Source organism: Novosphingobium fluoreni (assembly GCF_014196615.1).
Taxonomy (GTDB): Bacteria; Pseudomonadota; Alphaproteobacteria; order Sphingomonadales; family Sphingomonadaceae; genus Novosphingobium; species Novosphingobium fluoreni.
The window spans coordinates 131432-155454 of sequence record NZ_JACIDY010000008.1; the positions used below are offsets into that span (position 1 = coordinate 131432).

General features: G+C 61.6%; 23 protein-coding genes. 9 read left to right on the forward strand and 14 right to left on the reverse strand.

The genetic code is table 11. The features are described 5' to 3' along the window. The 5 genes from GGR39_RS14820 to GGR39_RS14840 all read left to right on the forward strand — a co-directional run bounded on the left by GGR39_RS14820 (position 1) and on the right by GGR39_RS14840 (position 3990). Positions 1 to 219, forward strand: a complete 219-nt coding sequence (locus GGR39_RS14820; RefSeq protein ID WP_183618057.1) for a DUF2274 domain-containing protein — start codon at positions 1 to 3, stop codon at positions 217 to 219. After that, positions 216 to 437, forward strand: coding sequence for a helix-turn-helix transcriptional regulator (locus tag GGR39_RS14825; RefSeq protein ID WP_183618059.1), 222 nt, complete (start codon positions 216 to 218; stop codon positions 435 to 437). The genes GGR39_RS14820 and GGR39_RS14825 overlap by 4 nt, the downstream gene beginning before the upstream one ends. A 40-nt stretch (positions 438 to 477) precedes the next feature. Beyond that, on the forward strand, positions 478 to 1320 hold the full coding sequence (locus GGR39_RS14830) for a hypothetical protein (protein ID WP_183618061.1): 843 nt from the start codon (positions 478 to 480) through the stop codon (positions 1318 to 1320). A gap of 49 nt (positions 1321 to 1369) precedes the next feature. Then, positions 1370 to 2482: an RNA-binding domain-containing protein gene (locus GGR39_RS14835; RefSeq protein WP_183618062.1), complete on the forward strand. Its 1113-nt coding sequence runs from the start codon at positions 1370 to 1372 to the stop codon at positions 2480 to 2482. Positions 2483 to 2931: 449 nt separating this feature from the next. Beyond that, the gene (locus GGR39_RS14840) at positions 2932 to 3990 is read left to right on the forward strand and encodes a hypothetical protein (protein WP_183618064.1); all 1059 of its coding nucleotides are present in this window, start codon (positions 2932 to 2934) and stop codon (positions 3988 to 3990) included. A 21-nt stretch (positions 3991 to 4011) separates the two neighbouring features. On the opposite strand, the gene GGR39_RS14845 is transcribed toward GGR39_RS14840, so the two are convergent. Continuing rightward, on the reverse strand, positions 4012 to 5277 hold the full coding sequence (locus tag GGR39_RS14845; RefSeq protein ID WP_183618066.1) for a hypothetical protein: 1266 nt from the start codon (positions 5275 to 5277) through the stop codon (positions 4012 to 4014). A 122-nt stretch (positions 5278 to 5399) separates the two neighbouring features. On the opposite strand from GGR39_RS14845, the gene GGR39_RS14850 reads away from it, so the two are divergent. After that, the gene (locus GGR39_RS14850; protein WP_183618068.1) at positions 5400 to 6491 is read left to right on the forward strand and encodes a hypothetical protein; all 1092 of its coding nucleotides are present in this window, start codon (positions 5400 to 5402) and stop codon (positions 6489 to 6491) included. Positions 6492 to 6511: 20 nt separating this feature from the next. Here GGR39_RS14850 and GGR39_RS14855 read toward each other — a convergent pair whose 3' ends face one another. The 9 genes from GGR39_RS14855 to GGR39_RS14895 form a co-directional block, all read right to left on the reverse strand. Beyond that, on the reverse strand, positions 6512 to 7450 hold the full coding sequence (locus tag GGR39_RS14855; protein ID WP_183618070.1) for a hypothetical protein: 939 nt from the start codon (positions 7448 to 7450) through the stop codon (positions 6512 to 6514). Then, positions 7443 to 8231: a TauD/TfdA family dioxygenase gene (locus tag GGR39_RS14860; RefSeq protein ID WP_246388770.1), complete on the reverse strand. Its 789-nt coding sequence runs from the start codon at positions 8229 to 8231 to the stop codon at positions 7443 to 7445. Before GGR39_RS14860 ends, GGR39_RS14855 begins: the two co-directional genes overlap by 8 nt. Beyond that, entirely contained in the window at positions 8164 to 10068 is a 1905-nt protein-coding gene (locus GGR39_RS14865; protein ID WP_183618072.1) for a UvrD-helicase domain-containing protein, read from the reverse strand. Before GGR39_RS14865 ends, GGR39_RS14860 begins: the two co-directional genes overlap by 68 nt. Continuing rightward, positions 10065 to 12398, reverse strand: coding sequence for an AAA family ATPase (locus GGR39_RS14870; RefSeq protein WP_183618074.1), 2334 nt, complete (start codon positions 12396 to 12398; stop codon positions 10065 to 10067). The genes GGR39_RS14865 and GGR39_RS14870 overlap by 4 nt, the downstream gene beginning before the upstream one ends. 485 nt (positions 12399 to 12883) lie before the next feature. Beyond that, positions 12884 to 13360, reverse strand: coding sequence for a hypothetical protein (locus GGR39_RS14875; protein ID WP_183618076.1), 477 nt, complete (start codon positions 13358 to 13360; stop codon positions 12884 to 12886). 10 nt (positions 13361 to 13370) lie between these two features. Continuing rightward, positions 13371 to 14621, reverse strand: coding sequence for a molybdopterin-dependent oxidoreductase (locus GGR39_RS14880; protein ID WP_183618078.1), 1251 nt, complete (start codon positions 14619 to 14621; stop codon positions 13371 to 13373). Between the two features lie 85 nt (positions 14622 to 14706). After that, on the reverse strand, positions 14707 to 15858 hold the full coding sequence (locus GGR39_RS14885) for a TDT family transporter (protein WP_183618080.1): 1152 nt from the start codon (positions 15856 to 15858) through the stop codon (positions 14707 to 14709). Next, a complete protein-coding gene (locus tag GGR39_RS14890) occupies positions 15858 to 16727 on the reverse strand; it encodes a LysR family transcriptional regulator (protein WP_183618082.1) in 870 nt (289 codons plus the stop codon). The genes GGR39_RS14885 and GGR39_RS14890 overlap by 1 nt, the downstream gene beginning before the upstream one ends. 83 nt (positions 16728 to 16810) lie before the next feature. Beyond that, a complete protein-coding gene (locus tag GGR39_RS14895; protein ID WP_183618084.1) occupies positions 16811 to 17407 on the reverse strand; it encodes a uracil-DNA glycosylase in 597 nt (198 codons plus the stop codon). A 182-nt stretch (positions 17408 to 17589) separates the two neighbouring features. Here GGR39_RS14895 and copM point away from each other — a divergent pair, with 182 nt between their 5' ends. The 3 genes from copM to GGR39_RS14910 are packed head-to-tail and all read left to right on the forward strand — an operon-like array spanning position 17590 to position 19975. Continuing rightward, positions 17590 to 17973 carry a CopM family metallochaperone gene (copM, locus tag GGR39_RS14900; RefSeq protein WP_183618086.1) on the forward strand — a complete coding sequence of 128 codons (384 nt, stop codon included), beginning with the start codon at positions 17590 to 17592 and terminating at the stop codon, positions 17971 to 17973. Then, positions 17970 to 19406: a YncE family protein gene (locus GGR39_RS14905; protein WP_183618088.1), complete on the forward strand. Its 1437-nt coding sequence runs from the start codon at positions 17970 to 17972 to the stop codon at positions 19404 to 19406. The genes copM and GGR39_RS14905 overlap by 4 nt, the downstream gene beginning before the upstream one ends. Further along, complete coding sequence (locus GGR39_RS14910; protein WP_183618090.1) at positions 19403 to 19975, forward strand: VTT domain-containing protein; 573 nt, start codon at positions 19403 to 19405, stop codon at positions 19973 to 19975. Before GGR39_RS14905 ends, GGR39_RS14910 begins: the two co-directional genes overlap by 4 nt. Here the strand turns inward: GGR39_RS14910 and GGR39_RS14915 are convergent. The 4 genes from GGR39_RS14915 to GGR39_RS14930 form a co-directional block, all read right to left on the reverse strand. Further along, positions 19959 to 21356: a phospholipase D-like domain-containing protein gene (locus GGR39_RS14915; RefSeq protein ID WP_183618092.1), complete on the reverse strand. Its 1398-nt coding sequence runs from the start codon at positions 21354 to 21356 to the stop codon at positions 19959 to 19961. The genes GGR39_RS14910 and GGR39_RS14915 overlap by 17 nt on opposite strands. Before the next feature lie 67 nt (positions 21357 to 21423). Then, the gene (locus tag GGR39_RS14920; protein WP_246388771.1) at positions 21424 to 22239 is read right to left on the reverse strand and encodes a universal stress protein; all 816 of its coding nucleotides are present in this window, start codon (positions 22237 to 22239) and stop codon (positions 21424 to 21426) included. After that, positions 22236 to 22631, reverse strand: a complete 396-nt coding sequence (locus GGR39_RS14925) for a DUF190 domain-containing protein (RefSeq protein WP_036528654.1) — start codon at positions 22629 to 22631, stop codon at positions 22236 to 22238. The genes GGR39_RS14920 and GGR39_RS14925 overlap by 4 nt, the downstream gene beginning before the upstream one ends. Then, a complete protein-coding gene (locus GGR39_RS14930) occupies positions 22624 to 24012 on the reverse strand; it encodes a chloride channel protein (protein ID WP_183618094.1) in 1389 nt (462 codons plus the stop codon). The genes GGR39_RS14925 and GGR39_RS14930 overlap by 8 nt, the downstream gene beginning before the upstream one ends. Positions 24013 to 24023 lie beyond the last annotated feature (11 nt).

The window sequence follows — 24023 nt, forward strand, 5'->3', positions numbered from 1 at the left end:
ATGGCCGACCTCAAGCTTGGCAAGCTGCCCGACCGCACGCCTGTGAAGCTCGCAATCACAATCACGCCGGATTTGCAGTCCGCTCTTCAATCCTACGCGAACCTCTACGCCTCGACCTATGGGGTGGAGGAGCCCGTTGCCGAACTGATCCCGGCGATGCTGGTCGCGTTCCTCGAGAGCGATCGGAGCTTCGCGCGAACGAGAGCGACGACGAAATGAGCGACGTGGAGCAATCTGTCGATCGCCTCATTCGGATCGACGAAGTGAAACGCCGCGTCGGCTTGGGAAAGTCGATGATTTATCGTTTGATCCAAGAGGGCAGATTCCCCGCGCCGTACAAGATATCTCCCTTCGCGTCGCGCTGGAGCGATCGTGAGGTAGTAGCTTGGATCGATGACGTGAAGGACGGGTTTGAAGGCAAGAAGCGGAAGGTATGACGTTCGTCGCGATAAAATCGTGGCTGTGCTACTTCGGCGTATGGACAACGAGAAAGCTCTCTGTGAAGCGCTTGTACGGCTGCTGGAAGAAGACTTCGGGACGACACGGAGCGACGTGACCTTCCCCGAGACGGACGGGTCCGGACCGCCTGTCGAGATGCGCTTGCGCCTCGGCGATCGCCGTATTGCAATCGAACATACGCTCCTTGAACCATTTCCGATGGCGATCCAGACTGGCAAGGAGTTCATCGAGCTGACGGCTGCGATCGAAGCCGATCTCAATGGAAATTTGCCGACCCCAGGAACTTATGTGCTCGTTTTCCCGGTCCACCCAACACAGGGGAAGCATCGGCGAACCCATGCGGAATTGCGTGAAAAAATTTCGGCTTGGATCATTAGTGCCGCAAATGACCTCCACGACGAATGCCCCGAACGCAAGGATCGCGACCGGTCCCCGCACGGATATCGCGGTACACGGACAACCGAGATTGAAGGCATCCCGATGGAGCTGTCACTGCGCGTGCATTGGTCGGAGACCGATCGCCACGATGGCGCGCTATTTCTTTCGCGAGCAGTCGGCGAGGATGTCGAGCAACTCCGTCTGGTGCGCGTGAAGACGGCCCTGAACAAGAAACTGCCGAAACTTTGCGCCTGCGCTGACGACGGCGATACGACGTTTTTAATCTTGGAATGGTCGGATATCGCGCTGAGCAATCACATCGTGATTGCCGAGGCTCTCAATGCTGCCCTCGCGGGGAGGGACGACTGGCCCGACTACGTGTTCCTCGCTGATACCGCGACAGACAGCTGGCACTTTTTTCAGCCGGTCATCGACGGTCAATTCTCGATCGACATGGAATATATCGATATTGAGAAGCCGTAGGCAGCGGCCTCCGAGGCTTGCTCCAACTAGCTATGAACCGGGAAGCCTCGTGATTAAAGTCACCACCACGGACGATCCAATGTATCCCAGATCGAGGCGCAGCACGGTTGTGCCACTCAGCCTGGCTGAGATCCAAAGCGGCGATCTCCAAGAGGGGCAGTACCTCGATTTCAAGCGGCAGATCGATCTTGACCAGCCCGCCGCCAAGGTCCGCCTGCTCGATGATGTCGTTGCGTTCCTGAACCGCGGTGCCGCCCGGATCATCGTGGGCGTCGAGGAACGCGCGGGGCGCTTCGAAAGCTTTCGGCCGATCGAGGGCGATGCCGACAAGATCGCGTTGCGCCTACAAACGATCATCCAGGACGGCATCACGCCGACGCCAGTCGATGTAGACGTCGTGCCACTTCACGGCGAAAGTGGGTTCATCCTCGATATCCGTATTCCGAGCCATATCGGCGGACCGTTCATGAATCGTGTGACCGGTGGGTATATGATCCGATCGGGGTCGAGGAATCTCCCTATCGACCCAGGCATGCTTCGCAGCCGGTTCGTGGACGAGTTGCAGTGGCTGCGCACACTCGATCAGCTGACGGCCGACGAGGATGCGAAATTGGCGGCCAGTAATGTGGTCGAGCAAGGTCGATCGCTTCGCATAGGCATTCTGCCTCGTGAGCATTTCGATCATTTGCGACGGCCATTCGCCCAATCGGACTACGTCCGGTCATCCGCACCGTGCTTCCACGAGCATTCACGGGGCTGGTTCAAGGCCTGCGAAGACGGCCATCAGGTGCTGATACACGATCTGCGATCGCAAGGAATCGAACGGCTCTTCATCCGTGACGACTGGTTCATTCACGCCCATGTATCTTTCGCGCTGCAGGAACGAACCGGGGAAGGCCGGCTGGCGCTTCACGAGTTCGAGCAGGAAAGCAGACGGTATCTCCAATCGCTGTCGGACTTCCTTGACGAGCAAGAGGTCGAAGGGCCGTTTGCGGTTACGCTCGCGCTCCAGTCACTTGGGGAGGCTGAGCATTTCCACGCGTGGTTTAAGAACACTGCAACGGTCCGGACGCTGCGGCCCCACCTCGTCTCAGCCATTGATGACAATGTGCTGATCACCGACTTCCTTCGCAAGGTGAGACAGGCCTCCGTGTTGGGGTAGCCAATAGCTCCACTGATGGCCCTCCCATAATCCAGACGTTCAGATAGAGCGCTGCATACGACCAGATTGCGTCATTCGTTGGTCGATCCTCCAACGGCGGCTTTCGTCAAAAGCCGATGTCCAGTGTTTTCGCGACGGCCATCGGAGTGCGAGCGAGCGTAGCCGCCAGCCGACTGGTACGTGATGGGTGGGCCTCGTGAGTAAGCGCTGGCCGCAAGCCGCTTTTCGTCCACAATCCGCGCCTAACCGTCAACAGCGATGAGCACCGTTAGGACAACGGAAACCATGTCGGATAAGTTGGGAGTGCACCGTCTGATATTCCGCTGTAGCCGAGCCCGCGAACTCCGCGGGTCGACCTTCACGTCGATCACGCGGACGACCATCGGCAGGCGGCGGGGATAGCGACAGTCGTGGCGCGCTGGTCGGTGATGATTTACCATCGACATGACATGACCATCATCGACCAGATCATCGAAAGACGCAGTCAGCAGAGTCGCTGGGATCCCGCGTTGTGGGACTTCACCGAGCGCGTGCAGTGCTTACCCAAAGAGAAATGGAACGATCGGAGCGTCGAGCCGCGCCCGCTTCAGCATGTCAGTGACGACGCGCTCCAAGCCCGCCTGGAAGGCATCAACTCCAACATCCAGTATCTCGACGATCCAGACGGACCGCGGGACGACTGGCAGCCTGAAAAGGGCTGGCTCAGCCCTTGGTGGTGGCTCCGGCTACGGCACTGGACACTTTCCGAATTCAAGCGGCGCGGGCTGGCCGTCCAGCTCACGCGCGAGATTCCGCCCGGGCCACGTCTCCAAGACGAGTTCCTCGGCATCCATGCGGGAGCTTCACCGAAGCTGTTCCGGCTCAGCCGCATCCCCTACCTGATGAAGGCGCTGGAACAGGGGCAGCTTCGCTTCGCGCCGGCGTTGGGCTACAAGGCGATGGAAAACGACGAGGCCCGGGCCGACGACGAGATGAGCAAGGGGTACAAACGGGCCGGCAACCGAGTGACCATCACCACTCTCGACGGCAGGCCGATCAAAGCGCTGAGCGACGTCTCGTTCGACACCAGGCGGATGACAGCTGACATGGTCGACCTTCCATACTGGATGCTCTGCGCCAGCACGGATTTCGATCCGCGCCTGTTCGACGAGTTCCCCGGCGGCCAAGGCGATGACGGTATGCTGGCGATATTCGATCCGGTCGAATTCAGGCGGCGGGCCGGTATGAAGATTGCCTCGGCCCTGCCGCACGTTCACCTCGCAGGCACCGTCGTGGAATACTTCGACGTCTATCACCCGGAGAGTGGCGACATCTCGCCCGTCACGATGAAGGCGATGCGCTTCGCATATCAGCGGGAGCACCGTCTCGTACTCGATCCAGGTCACGGCCCGGCCATCGCCGCGAAGGACTATTTCATAGACATCGGTTCAATCGAGGACATCGCCGGGGTCTATGGAGTGGACGGAAGAAAGCTCGCCGGCACCGGGCCCGACAGCTTCCTTGCCTGAACGTAACCGATCGGCGGAAACCTATCCCACCGGTCGACAGGTGGGGAAATGCAGCGTCTTGTCCCGGTGGAGCCAGCTCTGGTAGCCGCCGACGAAGCCGAGCATGTGCAGGATCAAGCGCGTCGCGATCTCTCGCGCCCAGATGACATGGCCTGGAATTCCGCTTTCGGTATCGACGTTTGCCGGGATCACGCCGGTATGGACGATGTGGTTGCGGACCTTGATCAGTGCTGGCAACCATCCGTCGGGCAAGTCGTCCGTGACGATCCCCCATTCGGCGACAAGCGCCTCGATCTGCTCACGGAAGGCTCGGCGGTTCAGTTCGGGCAGCTTGTCGATCATACCGGACGGCGCGTCCGACTCCGTCAGCAGTTTGCGAAGCGGGCTGACCCTCTTCTTGAATGCGCTCGACGTCTCGAACTGGCGTGACGCCGCGGCGAGCTCGCCCTCCAAGATGTTCTCAATCGACGTCATCGCGTTGACGAGCTGCGACTCGAAAGTCGGGGCCGGCATCACGAACCAGCGGATCGCGGCGTCGAGCTTGGCCACGGTTTCTGCTCGCGTGGAGAAGGTGTCGCAAGCGACGGCGAAGATCGGTTCGAGGTGGATGGGCGGGAACGGGGCAAGGCCCGGTCGGACCGCCCGACCTCGGCGCACGACGCGCATGCGCTCCGTCGTGCCGCTGAAGACGCGTTCGACCACGGGCATCAGATAGCTGCTCGATGCGAAGGACATGACGCGCAGGACGTGAATGAAGAAGCGTTCCGACTCCTCCAGCCAGGCATCGTCGGCGGTGTCAGAGGGGTCGAACAGATGAAGGAAACCGCTTGCCTTCTGCGAATCCGCGCTCTCGTCCATTCCGCCAGCCCAGACCTTCCCAAGCGGCGTCTCCCTCGAGATACGATGGATGGTGCCGAACTTCCGGAACAGCCACAGCTTGCTTGCCTGCTTGTGCGGACCCGCCATCGTTCGCGTGATGTCAGCAACGGCGCACTGCCCCTGGAAGCCGAGTTCCTGCCCCTCGATCGATCCGTGGCTGAAGTAAAGGATGCTGAAGCTGTCAGATCGGAAGGTTGTGCCGTTCTCGGCGATACCCTCGAGCACGATCCTGTCCAGCAACTCCGTCGGCTCGGGCGTGTGATAGAGCCCATAGGCCGTATCGGAGAATGGGAGTCGCGCGAGCTGGACAGAGAGCACACCTTCGTCATCAACCTCAGCGGTGAAATCAATCGGGTGGCTATGGCCATGACCGGATAGCGATCCGGAGAAGGAGGTGAGTTCGAACATGCTCGCATGGTCGTTCGCATCTTTCCGTAGATCAAGACGAGCATGGCTGCGGGCGGACGGAATTCGTCATCGCTCAGGCGGCGACTGGCTATATGGTTCAAGGCCCACAAAGAGTATGCAAGATGACCAAGTCTCCCGTCGCAATAGTGCCACCGGACGTTTCCATCCGTAACGAAGCGGGAGAGGTGCTGCTCTTCTCCTGGCCCGAGTTCGTCAAGGCGATATGCGAGGGATCGTCGTGCTTCGTCTGCGGGCGGCCCCGCGCCGGCAACACCTTCAACGACGAGCACATCGTTCCCAACTGGGTGCTGCACGCCTTTGCTCTGCACAAGAAGGCGATCACGCTGCCGAATGGCAGGCAGACCGTATACGGCAACTACACGATTCCGTGCTGCGCGGACTGTAACACCGAAATGGCGCGTGAGTTCGAGGACGTCATCAGCCCGCTGGTCCGAGCGGGGGGCGATGCCGTTCAGAACCACGTCGCCGGCGGCGGTGGACAGCACCTCTTCACCTGGATGGCGCTGATATTCCTCAAGCTGCACCTGAACGACCGGCGGCTTCGGAAGCATCGCAACTTTAACGACGGCGACGATCCGATATCGGTGGACTACACCTGGGAGCACATGCACCACCTCCATGCGGTCGCGCGCGCCTTCCATATCGGCGCAACCGTCATGCCCGAGGCGACCGGATCGCTCTATGTCTTCCCAATCGACGCGGGCGAGCGTGACTTCGACCTCCTCACGATAACCGATGCGCAGACCCTGTATCTTCAGCTTGGCCGCACTGGGATCATCGCCGTGTTCGACGACGCCCATGCCGCGACTACCCGCGTCATGTGGATCATCGAGAAGATCAACGGCCCGGTCAGCAGCTTCCAGGCCCGCGAGCTGGCAGTCCACTTTGCCATGGCGAACCTCGATCTAGTGAACCGACCGCGCTTCTGGACCCAGGTGTCGGCGGACCGGAAGGACGTGCTGATCGGCGGGGCCACCGGACCAGAACCACTGTTCCGGCAATACGATCAGGCGCTGTTCGGCCATCTGATGACGGTGGCGTTCCCGGTGCTGCCCGAAGTGGCGGGGTTGGATCGGGATCAGGCGGCGGCGCGGCTCGCGTCGGGGGACATGAACTTCCTGCTCGACGACAAACTCGAATTTGTTTCCGGCCATGCCCGCAAAAGTGGTTTCAAAGCTGATAAAGGCAGTTGAGAGGCATCCCATCCGTCCGATCAATCGTTTCCATAGTCCGGTTCATATTCCATCTCTCGCTCCTGCTGATCGGTATGAATGTAGTCGATCCCAGCAGCATCCAGTTCGTCACTGCCGGTGAGCGCGAGATCGCAAGTGGGGCACTTGAACTCCTCACCGACGAATTCCCGATCGACGGTTTCCCAAATCCCGTATTCGTCCGCTTCTTTCGTGATGTCCTCGCCTGTCTGCTCGCCTGTAACGAACGCACGACAGGCGCAGGCCGGGCAGGATACCGTCCAGATTTCGTCATACCTCTCGGGGAAGAGAGCGGTCTGCTTATCCGGTTCGCGCAGCTCAGCGAGTGCATGGAGATTCTCCCTTTCCGCCTTCTTCAGCTCCTGAAAAGCCGCCCGATGGGATTCGACCAGCAGCTTTACCGCAGCGGTCAGGGCCAAGGCAGCCTCGGCCAGGAGTTGACGCGGAGCTGCGGCATCAGCGGCGCCGATCCAGTCCTCCAACGAAGTCTCTATATGGCGCAGTATGGTGTCGCAGGCGTGCCAATAGCGTTCCTCCCAAGCCTCAAGGCGCATCGTCTTGAAGGGAAGATCGGCTGAATGAAGTTCAGCATTCCGGCGCTCTGCGATCTCCATGCAGAACTTCTGCACCAGCTTGTCGAAGCGCGGCACGAGATGTGTCAGGCGTTCGAACAGGGTCTTCGCGGTAATCGTCTTCACGTCAGTTGTGATGTTGAACCCGGCTGCTACGAACATAGACGGGGCATGCTGGGGATCGACGACAAGGCAAGGGTGCTGTCGCGCGAGGGCTGCCTTTCCGAGAAGCTCGAGGGCGAGCGACGCCCAGAGCTGGTACTCATCAAGGTCACCGGCCGCCTTCCGCATCATTGCGCGGCCCATGTAGACCTTGGACTTCGCATGCAGCGCCTCGCTGTTGATAGCGATAAAGACGTCATCAGCCATCAACAAGCATCCTTGAAAGGCGGCGCCCAACAGCACCTTCGGCCGACGTGCGTCCATGCAGAACGCGCCAATTATCAATAACTAAGATCCCACCAGCGATCCAGTGATGAAGGGTCGGCGAAGAACGCGTGAGGAGCTCCTCGACCATCTCGATGGCCGCACGACCGCGCGCGTCAAATGCTTCCATGCACCCGGTGTCGAACCTCATCCACGCCTCGTCAGCCGGCAGTATCGAGGAGTAGAAAGATCGCCTGCCAGAGCGGACCAGCACGACGGCATTGCGCAGCATGGCTTTCTCATCCGCCGAAAACGCGAGCTGGTGGCGGTCAAGCAGTGCCGTAGCCACAGACGGGATACCCGGGTTCAAGCATGCCAAGACGACATATCGGCACGGACGTATGCGATGGCTGAGTTCGATGTGCAGTGGGAACGTCCCCAAGCCGTGTACTGAACTTAGCGACCGTGGATGAGCCAGTTCCCGTGGTAATGGGGCTATGGTCTCCAACTCAACACCGCCCCGTCCATGAACAGCCGTGCCGAGCTTGATGCAGATTTGTTCAGCTGCGTTGACGATCTGCTGGTCGACCCCTTCAACCTTTGTCGTGAACCATCCAGTATCGCGCAAGCTCGCGGGAAGCGCGGACAAGAGGGCCGAGAAGTTAGATGCAGAAAGCTGATCCTTCACGCTATCCTCGATGAACGTCTGGTCACGATCACTGCGGATTCTCGGGCAACGCCAGAACAACCTCATCGTCATGAAACCAGCCAGCCGCAACAACATGCGCTTTCACGGCGGCTGGATCGGCCGAATAGGTAATCAGTGCGAGGCTGGATTTGGCGCGACTACAGGTCACGTAAAATAGCCGTCGCGTCCGATCGATTGCCGAATCGCGCCCTTCTTCGGCATTTTTTAGATCGGTCGCGCTGGGTGCCTTAGCGCCAAGCAGCTTCTCATATCCGAAGAGAAATCCTCGGGCGTCGCCATCGTCCATGAGGACCATGACCCGATCGAACTCCAGGCCCTTCACTCCTTGATGCGTGTCGAACGCCGCTTCCTTGGCGACATAGGCCGCATAAGGCGGAATGACCGAAAAGGGGCAGCCGAGGAAATTCAGTATCGCTTCGAGGTTCCGGCCGACAGGATCGGCGGCTTCATCCTCGGCGTCCACGATCTCGTCTGCGCGCTGCGCGGCAAGCGCGGCCTTCAGACTTTCCGGAACCTGGAACAAGCCGGTGCCGGCGACATTTTCGAGCACGGCAGCGCAGCTAGGCTCTCCCGGTGTCCAGAGCGCCAAAAGACTGTCAATCGCGGACTGCGCCAGTCGAAGCTGATCGAGCGGCTTTGCAGATCCCTTCAGATTATCCTTGCTCAGCAGAGGCGAGGCATCTCGGATGAGTTTCGCGATGGCGAACTTGTCGTTGCGCTGATGAGCGGAAACCAGCGGCAGCACATAGTGCGTGAAAAACCGTGTGGCCGGAAAGCTGCCGTCCAGAAAGCTGGTGCGAAACTCGTCAACCGAAGCCAGCGCCTCGAACAGGGGCTCGAACCCCATCCGCTTGGCGGCCATGTGATGTTCGAGCGTCAGAACCTTGCATTTCGCCGGGTCATTCCACGCGTCATCACTGGTCAGCGACGCCATATAGGCGCGGACCCGGTCCTCGGCGGCCGGCTTGTCCGGGAGGTCGCTGGAGAAGGCGAACAGCCGTGCCCAGCCTTCACCCGCATCGTCGCGCGGCTCCTGCTTGTGAGTATCGGCGCCGTCCCGGATGTCGTTGATGAGGCGGACGATGCGATGCGGACTGCGGTGATTGAGGCGCTTTTCCGGAAACGCCCAGCCTTCCGGGATATCTCGCTCGATCTGTTCCTTACCATCGAGATAGATGCGCTGCATCGTGTCGCCGATGAGCCCGAGGCAAAACCGATCGGCGTGCGCCTGCTGGACCGCGAATAGCGCATCGATCAGCGTCTTGCTCGTATCCTGGCTCTCATCGATCAGCAGGAACGGATATTTCTCCACGAACATGCGCTGCATGAGCGACTTTTCGAGCAGAAATGCCGCGAAAATCTTGATGACCTCGGCATGGTTCAGCGCGTTCCGTTCGCGATTGTCGCCGCTCGGATTGTAGGTGAAGACCTTGATCTCGTCCAATCGGTCAAGCCGGCGCTGCTTTGATTCGATCTGGATCTGACGCGCGGCAGACGCCTTCGTGCCGGCACGGCCCTTCTCTTCCTCGATCGTGAGGGCTTCGATCTCAGCCTGCAGATTGTCTCGAAGCCACACGCGTATGTCGGTATTGAAGTTCTGGATCTGCATCCATGCGAAGCTGTGGATCGTGCGCACCACGAATAGCGGATTAAACTCGAGGCGTCGCGTGATCTCATCGCAAGCCGCATTGGTATAAGTGATCACCGCGACATGACGCGCCCGCAACCGAAGGACGTCGCGATACTTGTCCGCGACATGGCGAAGCGCGTTGACGAGGGAACGCGTCTTCCCCGAGCCCGCGCCGGCGAACATGAAAAAGCTCTGCGGGTGCTCCAGGTCGAGATACGTCGCAAGCTGGCTTTCGACATAGTCATCGAGCGTGACGTTCAAAAAGGCGGGAGCGTCGGTCATTGCGGGATCTCGGGCGTCGGTGCTTCATCGGGCGGGGGATCGAGCGCGAGGATCTGGGCGAGGCCCAGTTCGGCCTTTTTCCGTTCGAGCTGCGTACCGAGCCAGAGGAGGCCTTCGCGAATATAGTGCGGCGGCCTCAGGTCTCTGGGGTTCTCGATCTCCAGCAAGTCCAGCGCAAACTCGGCTTTGTTTCCGCTCTTCAGCGCCTGCTTCATCGCCGTGCTGAGCGCGGCAAAATCGGCGCTGTCGGCGATTGCTCCCCGAAACTTCGCAATGAGCCCGGACCCGGGAAGGTCGGCGAACAGGTCGAGATTACCGACCACGATGGCATCCTCGAGGGTATAGGCCAGCGCCTCGGTCGTCGCTCCCTTGAATTCGACCTCGACCGGGCACTGGTAGGCGATCCGAAGCTTGAAGCGCTCGGCATCATAGGCCTTTTCCTTCTCGGCCTCGGGCTTGTCGAGAAGAGCATCCAGCTCGCTGATCGCCGGCCACCAGTTGCGCAGAGTGTAGTTGCCGGACGTGTGCGCGGCCCCGCGCACGGGCGCTGCTGTGTTGCCATCGGCATCCTTGAAATCGATATCGGTGATCACCAGCGTAGTAAGCCCGATTTTCTCGATCAGGCTGCGCAGCTTGTGCGCGTGGCTGCCGCCGATTTCCAACCAAGTAATATAACTCTCTGACAGCTTCGCGAACTCGGCATGGGAATTCACGAAACTGGGCACGAGGATGCGCTCCGCCGGTCCCTCGATCAAAACCGCGGCGTCAGCGAAAAACAGGTCGCAATGGGTGACCTTCAGATAGCGCGTGACAAACCGCTTGGTATCCAGGTCGCCGCCGAACGCATTTTCCAGATTGATGACGCACGACGTTGGAATCGTCTTTTGCCCGCCGGGCAACCGGCGGAAATACCGAAGCGACTCGAAATTGCATTCATGCGCGATATGGCTCGAGTGCGTGCTCACCACCATCTGAGTCATGAAGTTCGGATTGGCGCGCAACAGCTCGTGGTTGCGCAGGATCTTGTACGCCTGACGGATGAAAACCTGCTGCACCTGCGTGTGCAAATGCACCTCGGGTTCCTCGATCAGGACGAGGTGCAACGGGGCGATGATGTCGTCCTCGGCGGCCTTGTGCTGGGCCTTGCCGACCCGCATCCAACTGTCGCGGAACGCCATCAGCCTGAAGACCATCGAGATCAGGTTCTGGTAGCCGAGGCCGTTCGAGTCCTCGGGTAGAAACAGATCGACCGAATTGTCGCCGTCCTGCATCGGAACGACGAACTGCACCGCGGCATCATGATTCAAGCCCTCGACCGGCCGGATGCGCGTCGAGATGCTGAGCTTAGGATCGGTGACCCCCGGATATCCGAGGGTGTCCATCTCGGTGAGCGGGCTTTTGAAGCCGTCGGTCAGCCGCAGGTTGAACGCCTTTTGGGCTTCCTCGATCGCCCTTAGCGCCAGAAGATCCTGAGCATCCGGATTCTCATACGGATCGAGATGACGCGAGTAATATTGGCGCAGTTGCGCCGAGAGCCGCCGCGAGGTCGCGCTGCTCGCGCTCGTCTCGCCCTCCGCGCTCACCTGCTCGCCAGCATGCCCAAAACCACGTTGGGCGCTGATCTCGTGAATACGGATCAGGCCCTTGAAGGGGTCACCGTCGATGGGGTCGGCACCCGAGAGTTGCTGAGGCCGGGCCAGCCCATGTTCGGGTTCGACGCAGGCCGCCGGGTCGAGAACATAGGTTCTGACCCCGAAATAGGTCGAGACACGACGCTGCAGGAACTCGACCAGAGACTGGGGCCAGATCGCGACCTGGAAATTTTCCGGTGCTTCGCCCTTCTCCTGCGCGAGTGCCGCGCCGGCGGCTTGCAGCTTTCGCGCGTCGCTGCGGGCACTCAGATAGTCTTTCTGAAGCTGCTCACCATCTTTCGGTTCATACCGTAACCTGACGCCTAGGCGTCCTCCCGCCCAATCCAGCGTCGGCAGGATTTTCTGGACATAGTGTACCTCATGCTCCTCGACGTGGAGCCAGACATCCAGCGACGGCAGCACATCGTCCCAGGCTGGCGGCGGCAGCGGCGCTTCAGCGACATGCGCATCTTCCCAGCTCTGGCCCATCGCGTTGATCGCCGGCCAGTGCGAAAGGGTGAAGTCGTTGAAGCAGAAGCTGGAGCGTTCCCAATCGACGAGGAAGTAGCGCAGCGCAGTGATGGCGGAGGTCTTGCCGCTGTTGTTCGCGCCGACGAACACCGTCTTCTCAGCCGACAGTCCGATTCGTGTCGAAATCAGCTTCCTGAAATTGGCAACCTCAACGAAATCGATGCGCATATGCCCCCCTCTCTCCAGGGAACATAGTCAAACGACTCCCCCACGCAACGGAGTGGATGGCTTAGGGCGGATTATGGCGCGCTGGACGGATCGACGTTGAGCACATCGTAGCCCGCCTGCTCGCGACAAGCCAGACTCGTTCTACTGCGGCAGGATGGCGTCGATTATTTGCGCAGAAACAATTGAGGCCCTTGGGCTAGTTAGCCGGCCTTGCTCACATTGCGGCCCAGCCGAGCGGACGCCGGTAGTCGGCTCCGGACAAGAACTGCCGTTCGGCTCATTACCTGAGAACGACAGCTAAGTCCCACGAGCCGCCGACGGCAGTCGACCAACTCTTGCCGCTCACCGGCGCGCATCTGAATGACCTCTCCTGCCGAAACCCGCCATTACCATTCTACTGAGCGGCCGGGCGGCTGCGCGCCCATTCCCGCCGCTCAATGCTCCGAGGGTAGCGCCCGAAAGCAGATGTTATGCAGTTTTGCGCCTCAACCGGTTCCTCCAGAAACATCCGGCGCGGTGCCGGGCGCAGTATCCTGAGCCTTTCCGGTCGGCGCCCCATCCTGCGCGACGCTCATTGCCGTCAGATAATCGACGATAGCCGGAATGTCCTTCTCCGCCACGGGAGCCTTGTAGACATCCTTCATCTTGGTGACCGTGGCCTTCCACTGGTCCGCTGAAAGCACGGGCTGGGTCATCGCCATGCTGGCCGAATGGCAGGACGTGCAGTTCGCATTGATGACATCGGCATGAGGGCCATCGGGATATTGCTGCTCATCAATAGGAAGATCGACAGTATCCGAGGTCAGGGTAAAGCCGTTCACGGAAATGCTACTGGGTGCAGGCCCTGTCGATTGGGGCTCGGGCGGCGGGGTGTAGCTGCCGGGAGGGCCCACCATCATGAGAGTGAAGACAGTGACGCCGACCAGTCCGGCGGCCAGCATGCCTGGGGTTGGCGGTTTCATGCCGGGCTCCTTATGCCGTCACGATGGTGGTGGTTTCGATATTGCCGCGCATAAAACCGCCGGGGTTCCAGATCGGCGCCATTGGCTGTGCGACGCCTGCAGTGTTCCAGCAGCGCGACATGAGTGCAGTCTGTCCGGGGCCGGGCAAGGGAACCTGCGCGTCCCACCGCCGAAAACTGTATTTGCCATGATCCGGACCCAGCTTCGTCGCGAACCAATGGCGACCGCCGTCGGTGGACACATCGACCCGCGCTACGCCGCAGTCACCCCCCATGGCGATACCGCCGAGCGGGATCGAAGCCTCGTGTGCGATCCGCTGACCTTCGCCCAGACCGGTGACCCACGAACGCGGGATCATGCGGTTGATCGGAACGGTCGGGAAGTCCTTGGCGCCAGGCTTTACATTGGCGCCGGGCGTTGCCGGGATCTTGTAGGCTTTGGCCATCCAGTATTCATCGTCAGGCCCAGGCAGGACCTCGATGTCGTTCAGCATCTTGACCCAATAGGTGGAATACCAGCCCGGCACGATCAGCCGGATCGGAAAGCCGTTGAGAAGCGGCAACTGCGTCCCGTTCATGCCGAAGGCGATCATCACTTCCCCGTCGCGGGCATGGTCGATGTCGAGCGCCTTCTCGAAGTCAGGGGCGCCTGCAACCACGGGTTGGTCGAGCGCCCCGAAACGAACCTGGACGGCCCCCGCCTTCACCCCGGCCAGATCGAGCACATCGCGCAGGCGCACCCCGAGCCACTTTGCATTGCCCATCGCACCGTTGCCCCACTGCGCGCCGGGGACGCGGGGCTGGAACAGCCCGCGCGAATTGCCCGAGCACTGGTTCACCGCGGCCATCTCGACCCGTGGTAGGCGCATAAGCTGTTCGAGGCTGATCGCGATCGGCTTGTTGACATGACCTCGCACGTTGAGACGGAAGGCATCGACGTCGATCGAGGTAGGGATGTCTGCCCAATGCCAGCGAACGAAGAACTGATCATTGGGGGTGAACACATCTCGGTCGAACACATCCATCGGCGTTTCCAGCAACGGCGGATGGACGCGCTGGAGGATCATGCTGCCCTTGCCAGGAAAAGCGCTCGTCATCGGGCGCTGCGCATTGCCGCCGGGCAGATGCAAGTCGGTCAGACCCTGCGTGATGCCTTGCGCCAGAGCGGGCGCGGCAGCGATAGCTGCCCCGCCGAGAGCGGCATTCTGCAGGAAACGGCGGCGGCTTGTTTCGGCCGCGAGCTCGGCATCCAGTCTGTCCATGGTCGTATCCTCTCGGGCAAAATGGTGGCGGGTGCTGCTGTGAGAAGCAAGCGATCAGAACGCTGTGACTGATCGCAATGCCCGATCAGTTTGTGGCGGCGATACAGGGCGATACGAACAGATTGCCGCGCCATCCGCCAATCAGGGTCTTGGCGGCGACCACCATCCACATCAGGGCGAGCGCCAGGGTCAGAACGGCGCCGACGATACCGAAGAAGGCAAGGTGCAGGGTCGTGCCAAGACGAAAGGTTGCGACGGTGAAGACGCCTAGCGGGAAGGTGTAGCCCCACCAGCCGAGGTTGAACGGGATACCCGCCCGCCAGTAGCGCCAGGTGATGAGCGAGGCGAGTGCCAGCCACCAGAGGCCAAACCCCCAGAGCAACAGGCCGGCGATTGTGCCGATACCCTGAGCGACAGCGCCGACATCTGCCAGCCCATGCGCAGCCATGATCGCAGGGGCATCGCCGCCCAGAACCAGCATGCCCAGCGCGCCGGTGCCGATAGGGCCAAGTGCTAGCCAGCTTGATGCGGCCATGCCCTCATGCGGCTGCTTGTGCAGAGCCATGCGCAGGATCAGCAGCGCCAGGATGCTGAAAGCTACCGGGACCGAATAGGCCCACAGGATATAGGACGTGACGAGCATCCCGAACTGCGCGCTGCCTTGCGCCAGATGCGGCGCCAGCAGTCCTCCGCTGGCAGCCGTCACTTCTGCCGCCACGACTGGCAGCAGCCACACCGCCGTCATACCGTCGAGCGAATGCTGGTGGCGCGTGAACATGAAATAGGGGATCAGCACACCGCAGCTCACCGCCATGGCGGCGTCGATCCACCACAAGACCGTGGCGACAGGCACGATGCCCTCGCCAAACCGCGCGATACCGAATGCGAGGCAGCCGTTGATGATCGTGGCGAGGCCCATGGGGATCGTGCCGATGAACATCGATACGGTATTGTGCCCGAAGATGCGCCGCGCTTCGTGGCCGAACAGGATCCAGCGGGCGGTATAGAGCGCGGTGAAAAGGCTAAAGAGCCCGATGTTGAAGAACCACAGCACTTCTCCCACCGGCTTGAGCGAAGCGCCGATGCCCGGCACCTGCGGCAGTGCCAGCGCGAGGATGCCGGTGCCCATGGTGGCCGCAAACCAGTTGGGCGTGAACTGGCGGATCATCTCGCGCGGGTGATCGAGCCGGCTGAGTGGGCGCATCCCTTCGAGGATGGGCTTGATATCCGCGGTCATCATCCAAACTCCTTGACCAGTTCGGTCAGCGCGTCGGCCGCCCGAGTGCGATACCGCTCCTTGTGGCGTAACGCTTCAAATGGACGGGCAGGCATCGCGAGCGGCAATTCGTGAAGATGCCCCGCTGCAAGCGCGCGGCGCACCACCAGTTCGGACAGGACCGCGACGCCCGCGCGGGCCTCGACAGCAGAACGAACCGCTTCGTTGGACGGCAGCGTCATGGCGATGTTGAGGCCTGCCGGATCGATGCCTCGCTGTCGCAGGATGTCCTCGAAACTCGATCGTGTGCCGGATCCGTGCTCCCGCACAATCCAGTTGGCGCCGCGCACCCAGTCCTCGTCGATGGTATCAACAGCCTGCCCCGAGATCAGCAGCATCCGGTCCTCGCCGACTTTCCAGTGGGCGAGTGCGGGCTGGTCGATCGAACCTTCGACAAACCCCAGTTCCGCGCGGCCATCCAGTACCCGCGCTGCCGCACCTTCGGTGTTGTCGATTGCCAATTCGACGCGGATCGCGGGGTGCCGGCTGTGAAATTGGGCTAGGCGTGAAGGCAACCAGTAGCTGGCTATGGTCTGGCTGGCGACAAGGCGAAGGGTTCCGCGCTTCAGACCACCGAACTCGGCAAGCGTCAGCTCCGCCGTTGCGGCGCGGCCAAGGACGGCGCGTGCTTCGTCGAGGAACATGCGACCCGCCTCGGTCAGTTCAATGCCGCGGCCTACGCGGTTGAATAGCGGAACGTCGTGCCTGGCTTCCAGCGTGGCAATCGCGGCGCTGGCGGCCGACTGGGTCACGCCCAGTGCCTCTGCAGCCCGCGTCATATGTTCGCGTTCGGCAACGCCTACGAAGATGCGTAATTGTTCAAGGGTCATGGTGATCTCCTGTCACCATCGATACCGCAGCCCGATCAATCACTCCAACGCATTGATTGTATCATTCCAATCATAATGGAAGATCATTCGATCAGGACGTTCTTGGCGGCCGCCAGCGCGCTCGCGATCCGTTGGCCGACATCAGGACTGGTGCAGACATTGGCCGGACTGGGGTGGGGCATAGTGATGATCGATACGTCGGGCCGTGCCTCTTTGATAAGCGCCTCCGCGCCCGCAGCCACCCGTCCCGCCAATATGCAGACCCGCACGCCCGGCAGTTTCGCAAGCAGGCCGTGAAGCGTTGCGATGCCTTCGGCAATCTCGGCGCGGCGCAGCGCGCGATTGCGGGCCCCGGGAGAGTGGACGATCCAGGGCACGCAGTTCCACTGAACGATGTCGTTTCGGTCAATGTCTGCTGCCTCAAGGTAGCGGCGAAGGTTCCGGGCAGTGCCTGACGGATTGTCCCGCGACACGAAGCGGGTGCGCTCAGGCCCGGGCCCCGGCGTTTCGAGAAGCAGGAGAAGGCGCGCAGCTATGCCGGCATCGAACGGGTCGAAATGCGGCACCGGGTGTCCTGCGCCAACGAGCCCCTCACGCCATATCTCCAGCGGTGCGATGTGCGGCTCACCAAGTGCTGCGCTGCGTTCGGCGATCAACGCGGGATCATCCAGCCAGACCATTGATCGTCAAATCCTATTGAAACTACAAAAACCATCGGTTGGATCGATGGCCCGTGTTGCGCCATGTGTTCGACAGGCAACGCATGCGTTGACGCGCCTGCTCCTCAGCAACTCGCATTTTTTCCGTTGCACGCTGCGACGATGACACTCGCGTCCGCTGTGGGCGTTATCGCCGGAACGCCATGACGAAAGGGCTTCACTTGAAACTGCTATGGGGATTGGCCGGCCTTTGCACGGCAACAGCATCGGCGGCCGCACTGGCGGCATCGCCTGATGGCTTTGCAAGCCAAATGGCAGCCTCCATGCAGCGCATGCACCATGCGATGATGATTGCGCCAACCGGCGATCCGGACCGCGACTTCGCGGCAATGATGATTCCCCATCACCAGGGCGCGATCGAGATGGCGGAGGCGGAACTCAGGTACGGAAAAGACGAACGCCTGCGCCGTCTGGCTCAGGGCATCATCGTCGAGCAGCGGCAGGAGATCGCCGTCATGCAGGACATACTCGCCGGTAAGACCGGCCCCGCTGCCGGCGCGCACCATCACATGGGAGACGACAAATGAAGAAGACGCTGAGCATCGCGTCGCGCACCTTGCCTATAGCGGCTGCACTGGTCGCATTCCCGGCAACTGCGCAGCAGGTCCCCAATGCCCAGCCTGACAGAGCAGTCAGTGCGCAGGACCGTTTCTACACCTCGGACCAGTTTTCCAACACGGTATCGGTCATCGATCCGTCGACGAACACGCTGCTGGGTGTCATCAAGCTCGGTGATCCCACGCCTGCAAATCTCAGCCCGCTCTATAGGGGCCAGCTTCTGGTGCATGGCATGGGCTTCTCGCCCGATCGCCGGACCCTGGCGGTCGTATCGATCGGGTCCAACTCGGTCAGCTTCATCGATACCGCGACCAATGCCGTGAAGCACACCGCCTATGTCGGGCGCTCGCCGCACGAAGCATTTTTCCGGCCCGACGGCCGTGAAGTCTGGGTGAGCGTGCGCGGCGAGGATTATATCGCCGTGCTCGACGGGACCACCTTCAAGGAAACGGGCCGTATCGCCGTGCCCAACGGGCCGGGCATGACGATCTTCTCGCCCGATGGGAAATACGGCTACGTCTGTTCCAGCTTCTCGCCGGAAACCGTCGTCATCAACACCAGGTCAAAGCGCATCGTTGGCCGTGTGAAGCAGGACAGCCCGTTCTGCCCGGACATCGCCGCCACGCCTGACGGCAAGCAGGTATGGCTGACGCTCAAGGACGTCGGCAAGGTCATGGTCTTCGATGCCAAGCCGCCCTTTGCCGTGCGGAAGACAATCGACACCGGGCCGATCACCAACCACGTCAACATCGCCAGGACACCCAAAGGCCAGTTCGCCTATGTCACGGTCGGCACGCAGAGTATCGTCAAGGTCTTGCGCACCGACGACTTTTCGGAAATTGCCTCGGTGCCGGTCGGCGCCCTGCCGCACGGCCTTTGGCCGTCAGGCGACGGCAGCCGGATGTATGTCGGGCTGGAAAATGACGATGCGGTCGCCGTCATCGATACGGCCACGAACAAGGTCATTGCCACGATCCCGATCGGACAGGGCCCGCAAGGCGTCGCCTATGTTCCCGGCGCCGTGCCATCAGGGCAAGGCCTCGACAACCTCGTGCCGCTCGCCAAGGCGCAGGGCAAAGTGCAGGTCGTGCTGGAAGGTCAGGGACAGAGCCAGGTGTCGCTGTTCGATCAGGGCCAGGTGCAGATCCTGCAGGCCGCGGTCGCCGGACTGGCGCCCAAGCAGACCTTTACGCTGGGTCTGGCGGCGCGTCAGGATGGTACCGGTACGGTCGAGCCGCTGGCCAAGTTCATGACCAATCCGGCAGGCGCGGCGATCGTCAATGCGGTTGGCCCGATCCGGCAGATCGTCAAGGACGCCGCGCCTGCAGAGCGCCGCTTCCTCGTAATCCGTTCCGGCGCGCCGGATGAGGCAGGCGCGGTGGTCCAGCGGCAGAAGCCGTGACGCTTGAAGCGGTCCTTAGCCAGTACGGCTTTGCCGCTCTGTTCCTCGGCGCCGGGATCGAGGGCGAGACGGTGGTCGTGCTGGGCGGCGTGATGGTCCATCGTGGCCTGATCGCGTACCCGGCGGCCATCGCGGCGGCAGCACTCGGATCCTTTATCGCGGACCAGATCTTCTTTGCCCTCGGCCGCCGGTTCCGCGATCATCGCTATGTTCGGCGCGTCCAGCAGAAGGCCGCGTTCCGCCGCGCCATCGATGTGTTCGAGCAGCGGCCAGTGCTGTTCGTGTTCGGGTTCCGCTTTCTGTATGGCCTGCGTACTGTCAGCCCCATCGCGATCGGCACGACAGCGCTTCCTGCCTCCCGCTTCATGGCTATCAACGCATTGGCGGCCGTGGTCTGGGCGACGGTTTTCGTGACCCTGGGTTACCTGTTCGGTCAGGGCATCGAGGCCGCTTTTGGCCGCGTCCGCGATGTGGGCCATGTTCTGCTGCCCGTACTCGCGGTGCTGCTCCTCGTCGGCCTTGCCGCACACTTCCGGCACCGCAGGCGTGAGGTCACAGCAAGGGACTGACGAGGCGAGCCAGATTTTCGCAGAAGCGGGAAACACGCGGGCGATCACGCCATTCCTCCAGCAAAAGTCGGTCGCTTCGGCGGATGTATCCCCGTTGGACATCCGCGAGAGGTCCGGCGGACGCTTCATCATGCAAGATCAGGCTGATCTCCGCATTCAGCATGAAGGAGCGGACATCAGCGTTGCTGGATCCGATGACGGCGATGCGGCCATCGATCGATACGTTCTTCGCGTGCAGCAACCTGTCGCGGTAGCGGTGGAGGCGTACGCCTGCCTCGAGCAGTTCGGTGTAATAGGATCGCTGGGCAAGGTTCACGAGCCGCTGGTCCACAACATGCGAAACGACAAGGTCGATCGCGACGCCGCGTGCGACCGCGTTCTTGAGCGCGGTCAGCAGGGCCTCGTCGGGGATCAGATAGGGCGAGACGATGGTGATATTCTCTTGCGCCTCGTGAACGAGTTCGACGAGCAATCGCTCATAGCCTGGCACGCGGTAGTCCGGGCCACTGGGCATCGCCTGCAACTCTGAGGCGCCGGTGACGTCGGGCAAGGGCAACACCGCGATGGTCTGTTCGGTCTCAAGAAACCAGTCGCTGGCAAAGACGGCATCGAGCGCGCAGACGACCGGGCCTTCGACCCGGGCGACAAGTTCGTCATTGACGATCCCGGGTTTGAAATCACGGTTCACGATATTCTGCGATCCGACGAAAGCGACCATGCCATCTACCAGGCATAGCTTGCGGTGGTTGCGCAAATCGCTTCGCGCACGGCGCAGCGCTGCGAAGCGAACTGGTAGGACCAGCTGGGCGGTGACGCCTCGGTCCGCCAGCATCGCCAGGCTGCGCTTCACCCAGGGGCGCGACCCTAGCGCATCGATCAGCACGCGGACATCAACGCCCCGCGCGCGGGCGCGGCCAAGGGCATCTGCGACTTTCAGTCCCGTCCTATCGTCGGCCAAGATGTAGGTCAGCAGATGAACCCGAACATGGGCCGCATCTATCGCTGCCACCATAGCGGCGATCGCACCGTCATAATCCTCCAGCAGAGAGAGGGCATTGCCACCACAGCTCGGAAACCCGCCCAGCCATTGTGCAAGCACGGCTGTCGGCGAAGGCGCGCTTTTACTGCTTGTTAGCGCCTGCGCGGCGCTCTCCCGCTCCGGCGCCGCACGCCTGAAGCGATCCCGCCGCCAGGACGGGAACGCGGCGCGGCCGATCAGGCGGTACAGGATGAAGGCGGGCACCGGCAGGAACAGAACCAGTAGCAGCCAGCTGCGTGCCGCTTCGGGCGGACGTCGCAGCGGAATGACCACCACCATGATGAGCCGTATCGCCCATTCGAGCAGCAGATAAGCGAGCGTCAGGTTCGGGATGGAGATCATCGTACGATGCTATCCATCTCTGCCGCACCATGTCGATGGGGGCCGCCCGGCCATGCCGTCTTGTGCCTCAATGGATCATCAGCAGCGGTATGTCCGCGCAAGCAAGCAAGTGCCGGGTTGTGCCGCCTGCGAACCATTCAATCAGCTGGTTGTGCCGATAGGCTCCCGTCACCAGCATATCCGCTCCGGCTTGATGGGCTTCCGTCAGGAGTTGATGGCCAAGGTTCCCGTGCGAGCGCGGGACCACGCGCAGTCTGTTCGCAATCCCTGCGTCATCGAGCAGCGATTCCAGTTTGAGCGCCGGATAATCTGCATCGCCGATCCGAATAGCGGTGACGTCAGTGGCACCTTTCAACCAAGGCGTGGCCGCCTCGACAGCGCGTCTCGCCGCAGGGGAGTCGCTAAAGCCTACAGCGATATGCGAAAAGCGCTGACCGGCCCTTGGCTTCCAGGAAATCGGGACGATCAGCACCGGTTTCTGGGTGCCGAACAGCGCGGCATGCAGGGCGTCCCCACCGTCCATGTTCCGCTCGTGGGCGATCACGACTAACAGGTCGGCATTCTTGGCCTCCTCCGTCACCACGGCTTCTTCATCGCCAACCACGGTCCGCCAGGTGACGGACGGAACGTCCTGCGCCGCTCCTGCGTTCCACGCGAGGAAAGCCGTGTGGCAGGCGGCCGATCGCTCGCTGGCCGTGCCTTCCCAACGTTCGCGCAGACGCTGCATGTCGACCTCGTCGCTGGCAGCAACCAGATGGGCAGGATCGACCACAACGTTCAGGGCTTCGATCGTACGCTCCCCCACGCACTGCGCTGCGAGAACGGCTGCGTTGAGGCACGTCGCAGTGCTGTCGGCTCCGACGATGACGGCGAGAATCTTCATACATCGCTCTCCTGCTTTGTCACAGCGTCGATCGCCCAATGCTCGAGCTGCTTGTAGATGACCACCTTCGTCTCCAGCAGGGCGGCGTGGCGCTGGCAGAACAGTTCGAGATCCGCCCGATGACCGATCAGTTCGACGCACATGGTCAGATAGGGATTGCTCGTTTCCGCACCCTGATCGAGCACCGGTCCGTGATTGCTGAAACCGTAGTGGGTATGATGGGCTACAGCGTTCATCAGACCGGCAGCCTTTGCCTGGACGACAAGCTCGCGATAGAGCGGACGCGCTGACCACAGCTTCCATGCCTTGCGCGGCTCTGCCGTATCACGCGGTGCCATATAGATACGCAGCATGCCGATCTCGCTGGACGTAAGGATAGCTGTGTCAGTCATTTGTGTGGAGGTCCTGCCTGGTGATCTGGGTGCGCGCTGCGCGAATGCCCCGCAGCGTCATGCCTGGGCTGATGGAAATGCGCGGATGCTTGGGGACGGCGATCTGCTGAGACAGATAGATGCCGCTGTGGCCTGAGCACAGGTAGGCGACGAAACAGGCAACGGCGATGTAGACGGCATGGGTCGCACCGAACAGTTCGATGCCCATGATGGTGCAGGCCAAAGGCGTGTTCGCCGCCCCGGCAAAGACGGCGACGAACCCAAGTCCCGCGAAGAGATCGACAGGTCCGCCGAAAAGCGTGCCGAGGGCATGACCCAGTGCCGCGCCGATGAAGAACAGCGGTGTTACCTCGCCGCCCTTGAAGCCTGTGCCCAGCGTCACGACCGTGAACAGCAGCTTGAGCGCCCAACTCCAGTAATCCTGACCGGGCGAGAAGAAGCTTGCGATCGTGGGTGTGGAGGCATCGGGCGCCCAGACCCCGAGACCAAGATAGTCGCGCGTGCCGAGCAGATAGACCAGAGCGATCACCGCAAGGCCGCCGAGGAAGAGACGCAGCGGCCCGAACCGGATGTGGCGCTTCACGAAGTCGCCGAAACCGTGCGACAATTCGGAGAACAGCAGGCCGACCAGTCCAAACGCCACGCCGGCTATAGCAGCCTCAAGCAGAATTAATGGATCGACGGCGATCGGCACGACCGTGCCCTTGAGATAGTCGATGTGATAAAGCCCGTGGTGGATGCCCCACTGGTGACAGGTCCAGTCGCCGACAACAGCGGCTATCAGTGTCGGCACCAGCGCGCGATATTCCACACGGCCGACCGCCAGTACCTCGAGCGCGAAGATCGCGCCTGCCAGCGGTGTGCCGAACACGGCCCCGAAACCTGCGGCAATACCGGCCATCAGGATGATGCGGGTACTCTCGGCATCAAGCCGAAACATCGTGGCGAAGGCGCTGGCAAGGCTGCCGCCCAGTTGCACAGCCGTGCCCTCTCGCCCGGCCGAGCCGCCGAACAGGTGCGTGACAACGGTGCCGACGAAAATCAGCGGCGCCATGCGTAAGGGCACGCCGCCACCCGGTTCATGGACCTGCTCGACGATCAGGTTGTTGCCGCCTTCGACGCTGCGACCGAACAAATGATACAGCAGCCCGACCGCGAACCCGCCGACTGGCAGGAGGAACAGCAACCATGGATGCGCAAAGCGCGTGCGCGTGGCAACATCCAGGCTCCAGAGGAAGGCCGCGCAAAGACTGCCCACCGCCGCCGCCATGGGAACAAGGAGCGCCAGCCATCGCAACACGGACAGGGCATGGGCATGCCGGTCCCTGGCAAAGGCCAGGACGTTCAGGTTCGACAGCAATATTGCGAATTTAGCGCGCACGATTCCTCCTT

Bases quoted from the DNA above. Each gene is read 5' to 3' on its own strand.
- GGR39_RS14820 (WP_183618057.1), top strand. From the start codon at position 1: ATGGCCGACCTCAAGCTTGGCAAGCTGCCCGACCGCACGCCTGTGAAG.
- GGR39_RS14825 (WP_183618059.1), top strand. From the start codon at position 216: ATGAGCGACGTGGAGCAATCTGTCGATCGCCTCATTCGGATCGACGAA.
- GGR39_RS14830 (WP_183618061.1), top strand. From the start codon at position 478: ATGGACAACGAGAAAGCTCTCTGTGAAGCGCTTGTACGGCTGCTGGAA.
- GGR39_RS14840 (WP_183618064.1), top strand. From the start codon at position 2,932: ATGACCATCATCGACCAGATCATCGAAAGACGCAGTCAGCAGAGTCGC.
- GGR39_RS14845 (WP_183618066.1), bottom strand. From the start codon at position 5,277: ATGTTCGAACTCACCTCCTTCTCCGGATCGCTATCCGGTCATGGCCAT.
- GGR39_RS14850 (WP_183618068.1), top strand. From the start codon at position 5,400: ATGACCAAGTCTCCCGTCGCAATAGTGCCACCGGACGTTTCCATCCGT.
- GGR39_RS14855 (WP_183618070.1), bottom strand. From the start codon at position 7,450: ATGGCTGATGACGTCTTTATCGCTATCAACAGCGAGGCGCTGCATGCG.
- GGR39_RS14860 (WP_246388770.1), bottom strand. From the start codon at position 8,231: ATGTTGTTGCGGCTGGCTGGTTTCATGACGATGAGGTTGTTCTGGCGT.
- GGR39_RS14865 (WP_183618072.1), bottom strand. From the start codon at position 10,068: ATGACCGACGCTCCCGCCTTTTTGAACGTCACGCTCGATGACTATGTC.
- GGR39_RS14870 (WP_183618074.1), bottom strand. From the start codon at position 12,398: ATGCGCATCGATTTCGTTGAGGTTGCCAATTTCAGGAAGCTGATTTCG.
- GGR39_RS14875 (WP_183618076.1), bottom strand. From the start codon at position 13,360: ATGAAACCGCCAACCCCAGGCATGCTGGCCGCCGGACTGGTCGGCGTC.
- GGR39_RS14880 (WP_183618078.1), bottom strand. From the start codon at position 14,621: ATGGACAGACTGGATGCCGAGCTCGCGGCCGAAACAAGCCGCCGCCGT.
- GGR39_RS14885 (WP_183618080.1), bottom strand. From the start codon at position 15,858: ATGACCGCGGATATCAAGCCCATCCTCGAAGGGATGCGCCCACTCAGC.
- GGR39_RS14890 (WP_183618082.1), bottom strand. From the start codon at position 16,727: ATGACCCTTGAACAATTACGCATCTTCGTAGGCGTTGCCGAACGCGAA.
- GGR39_RS14895 (WP_183618084.1), bottom strand. From the start codon at position 17,407: ATGGTCTGGCTGGATGATCCCGCGTTGATCGCCGAACGCAGCGCAGCA.
- copM (WP_183618086.1), top strand. From the start codon at position 17,590: ATGACGAAAGGGCTTCACTTGAAACTGCTATGGGGATTGGCCGGCCTT.
- GGR39_RS14905 (WP_183618088.1), top strand. From the start codon at position 17,970: ATGAAGAAGACGCTGAGCATCGCGTCGCGCACCTTGCCTATAGCGGCT.
- GGR39_RS14915 (WP_183618092.1), bottom strand. From the start codon at position 21,356: ATGATCTCCATCCCGAACCTGACGCTCGCTTATCTGCTGCTCGAATGG.
- GGR39_RS14920 (WP_246388771.1), bottom strand. From the start codon at position 22,239: ATGAAGATTCTCGCCGTCATCGTCGGAGCCGACAGCACTGCGACGTGC.
- GGR39_RS14925 (WP_036528654.1), bottom strand. From the start codon at position 22,631: ATGACTGACACAGCTATCCTTACGTCCAGCGAGATCGGCATGCTGCGT.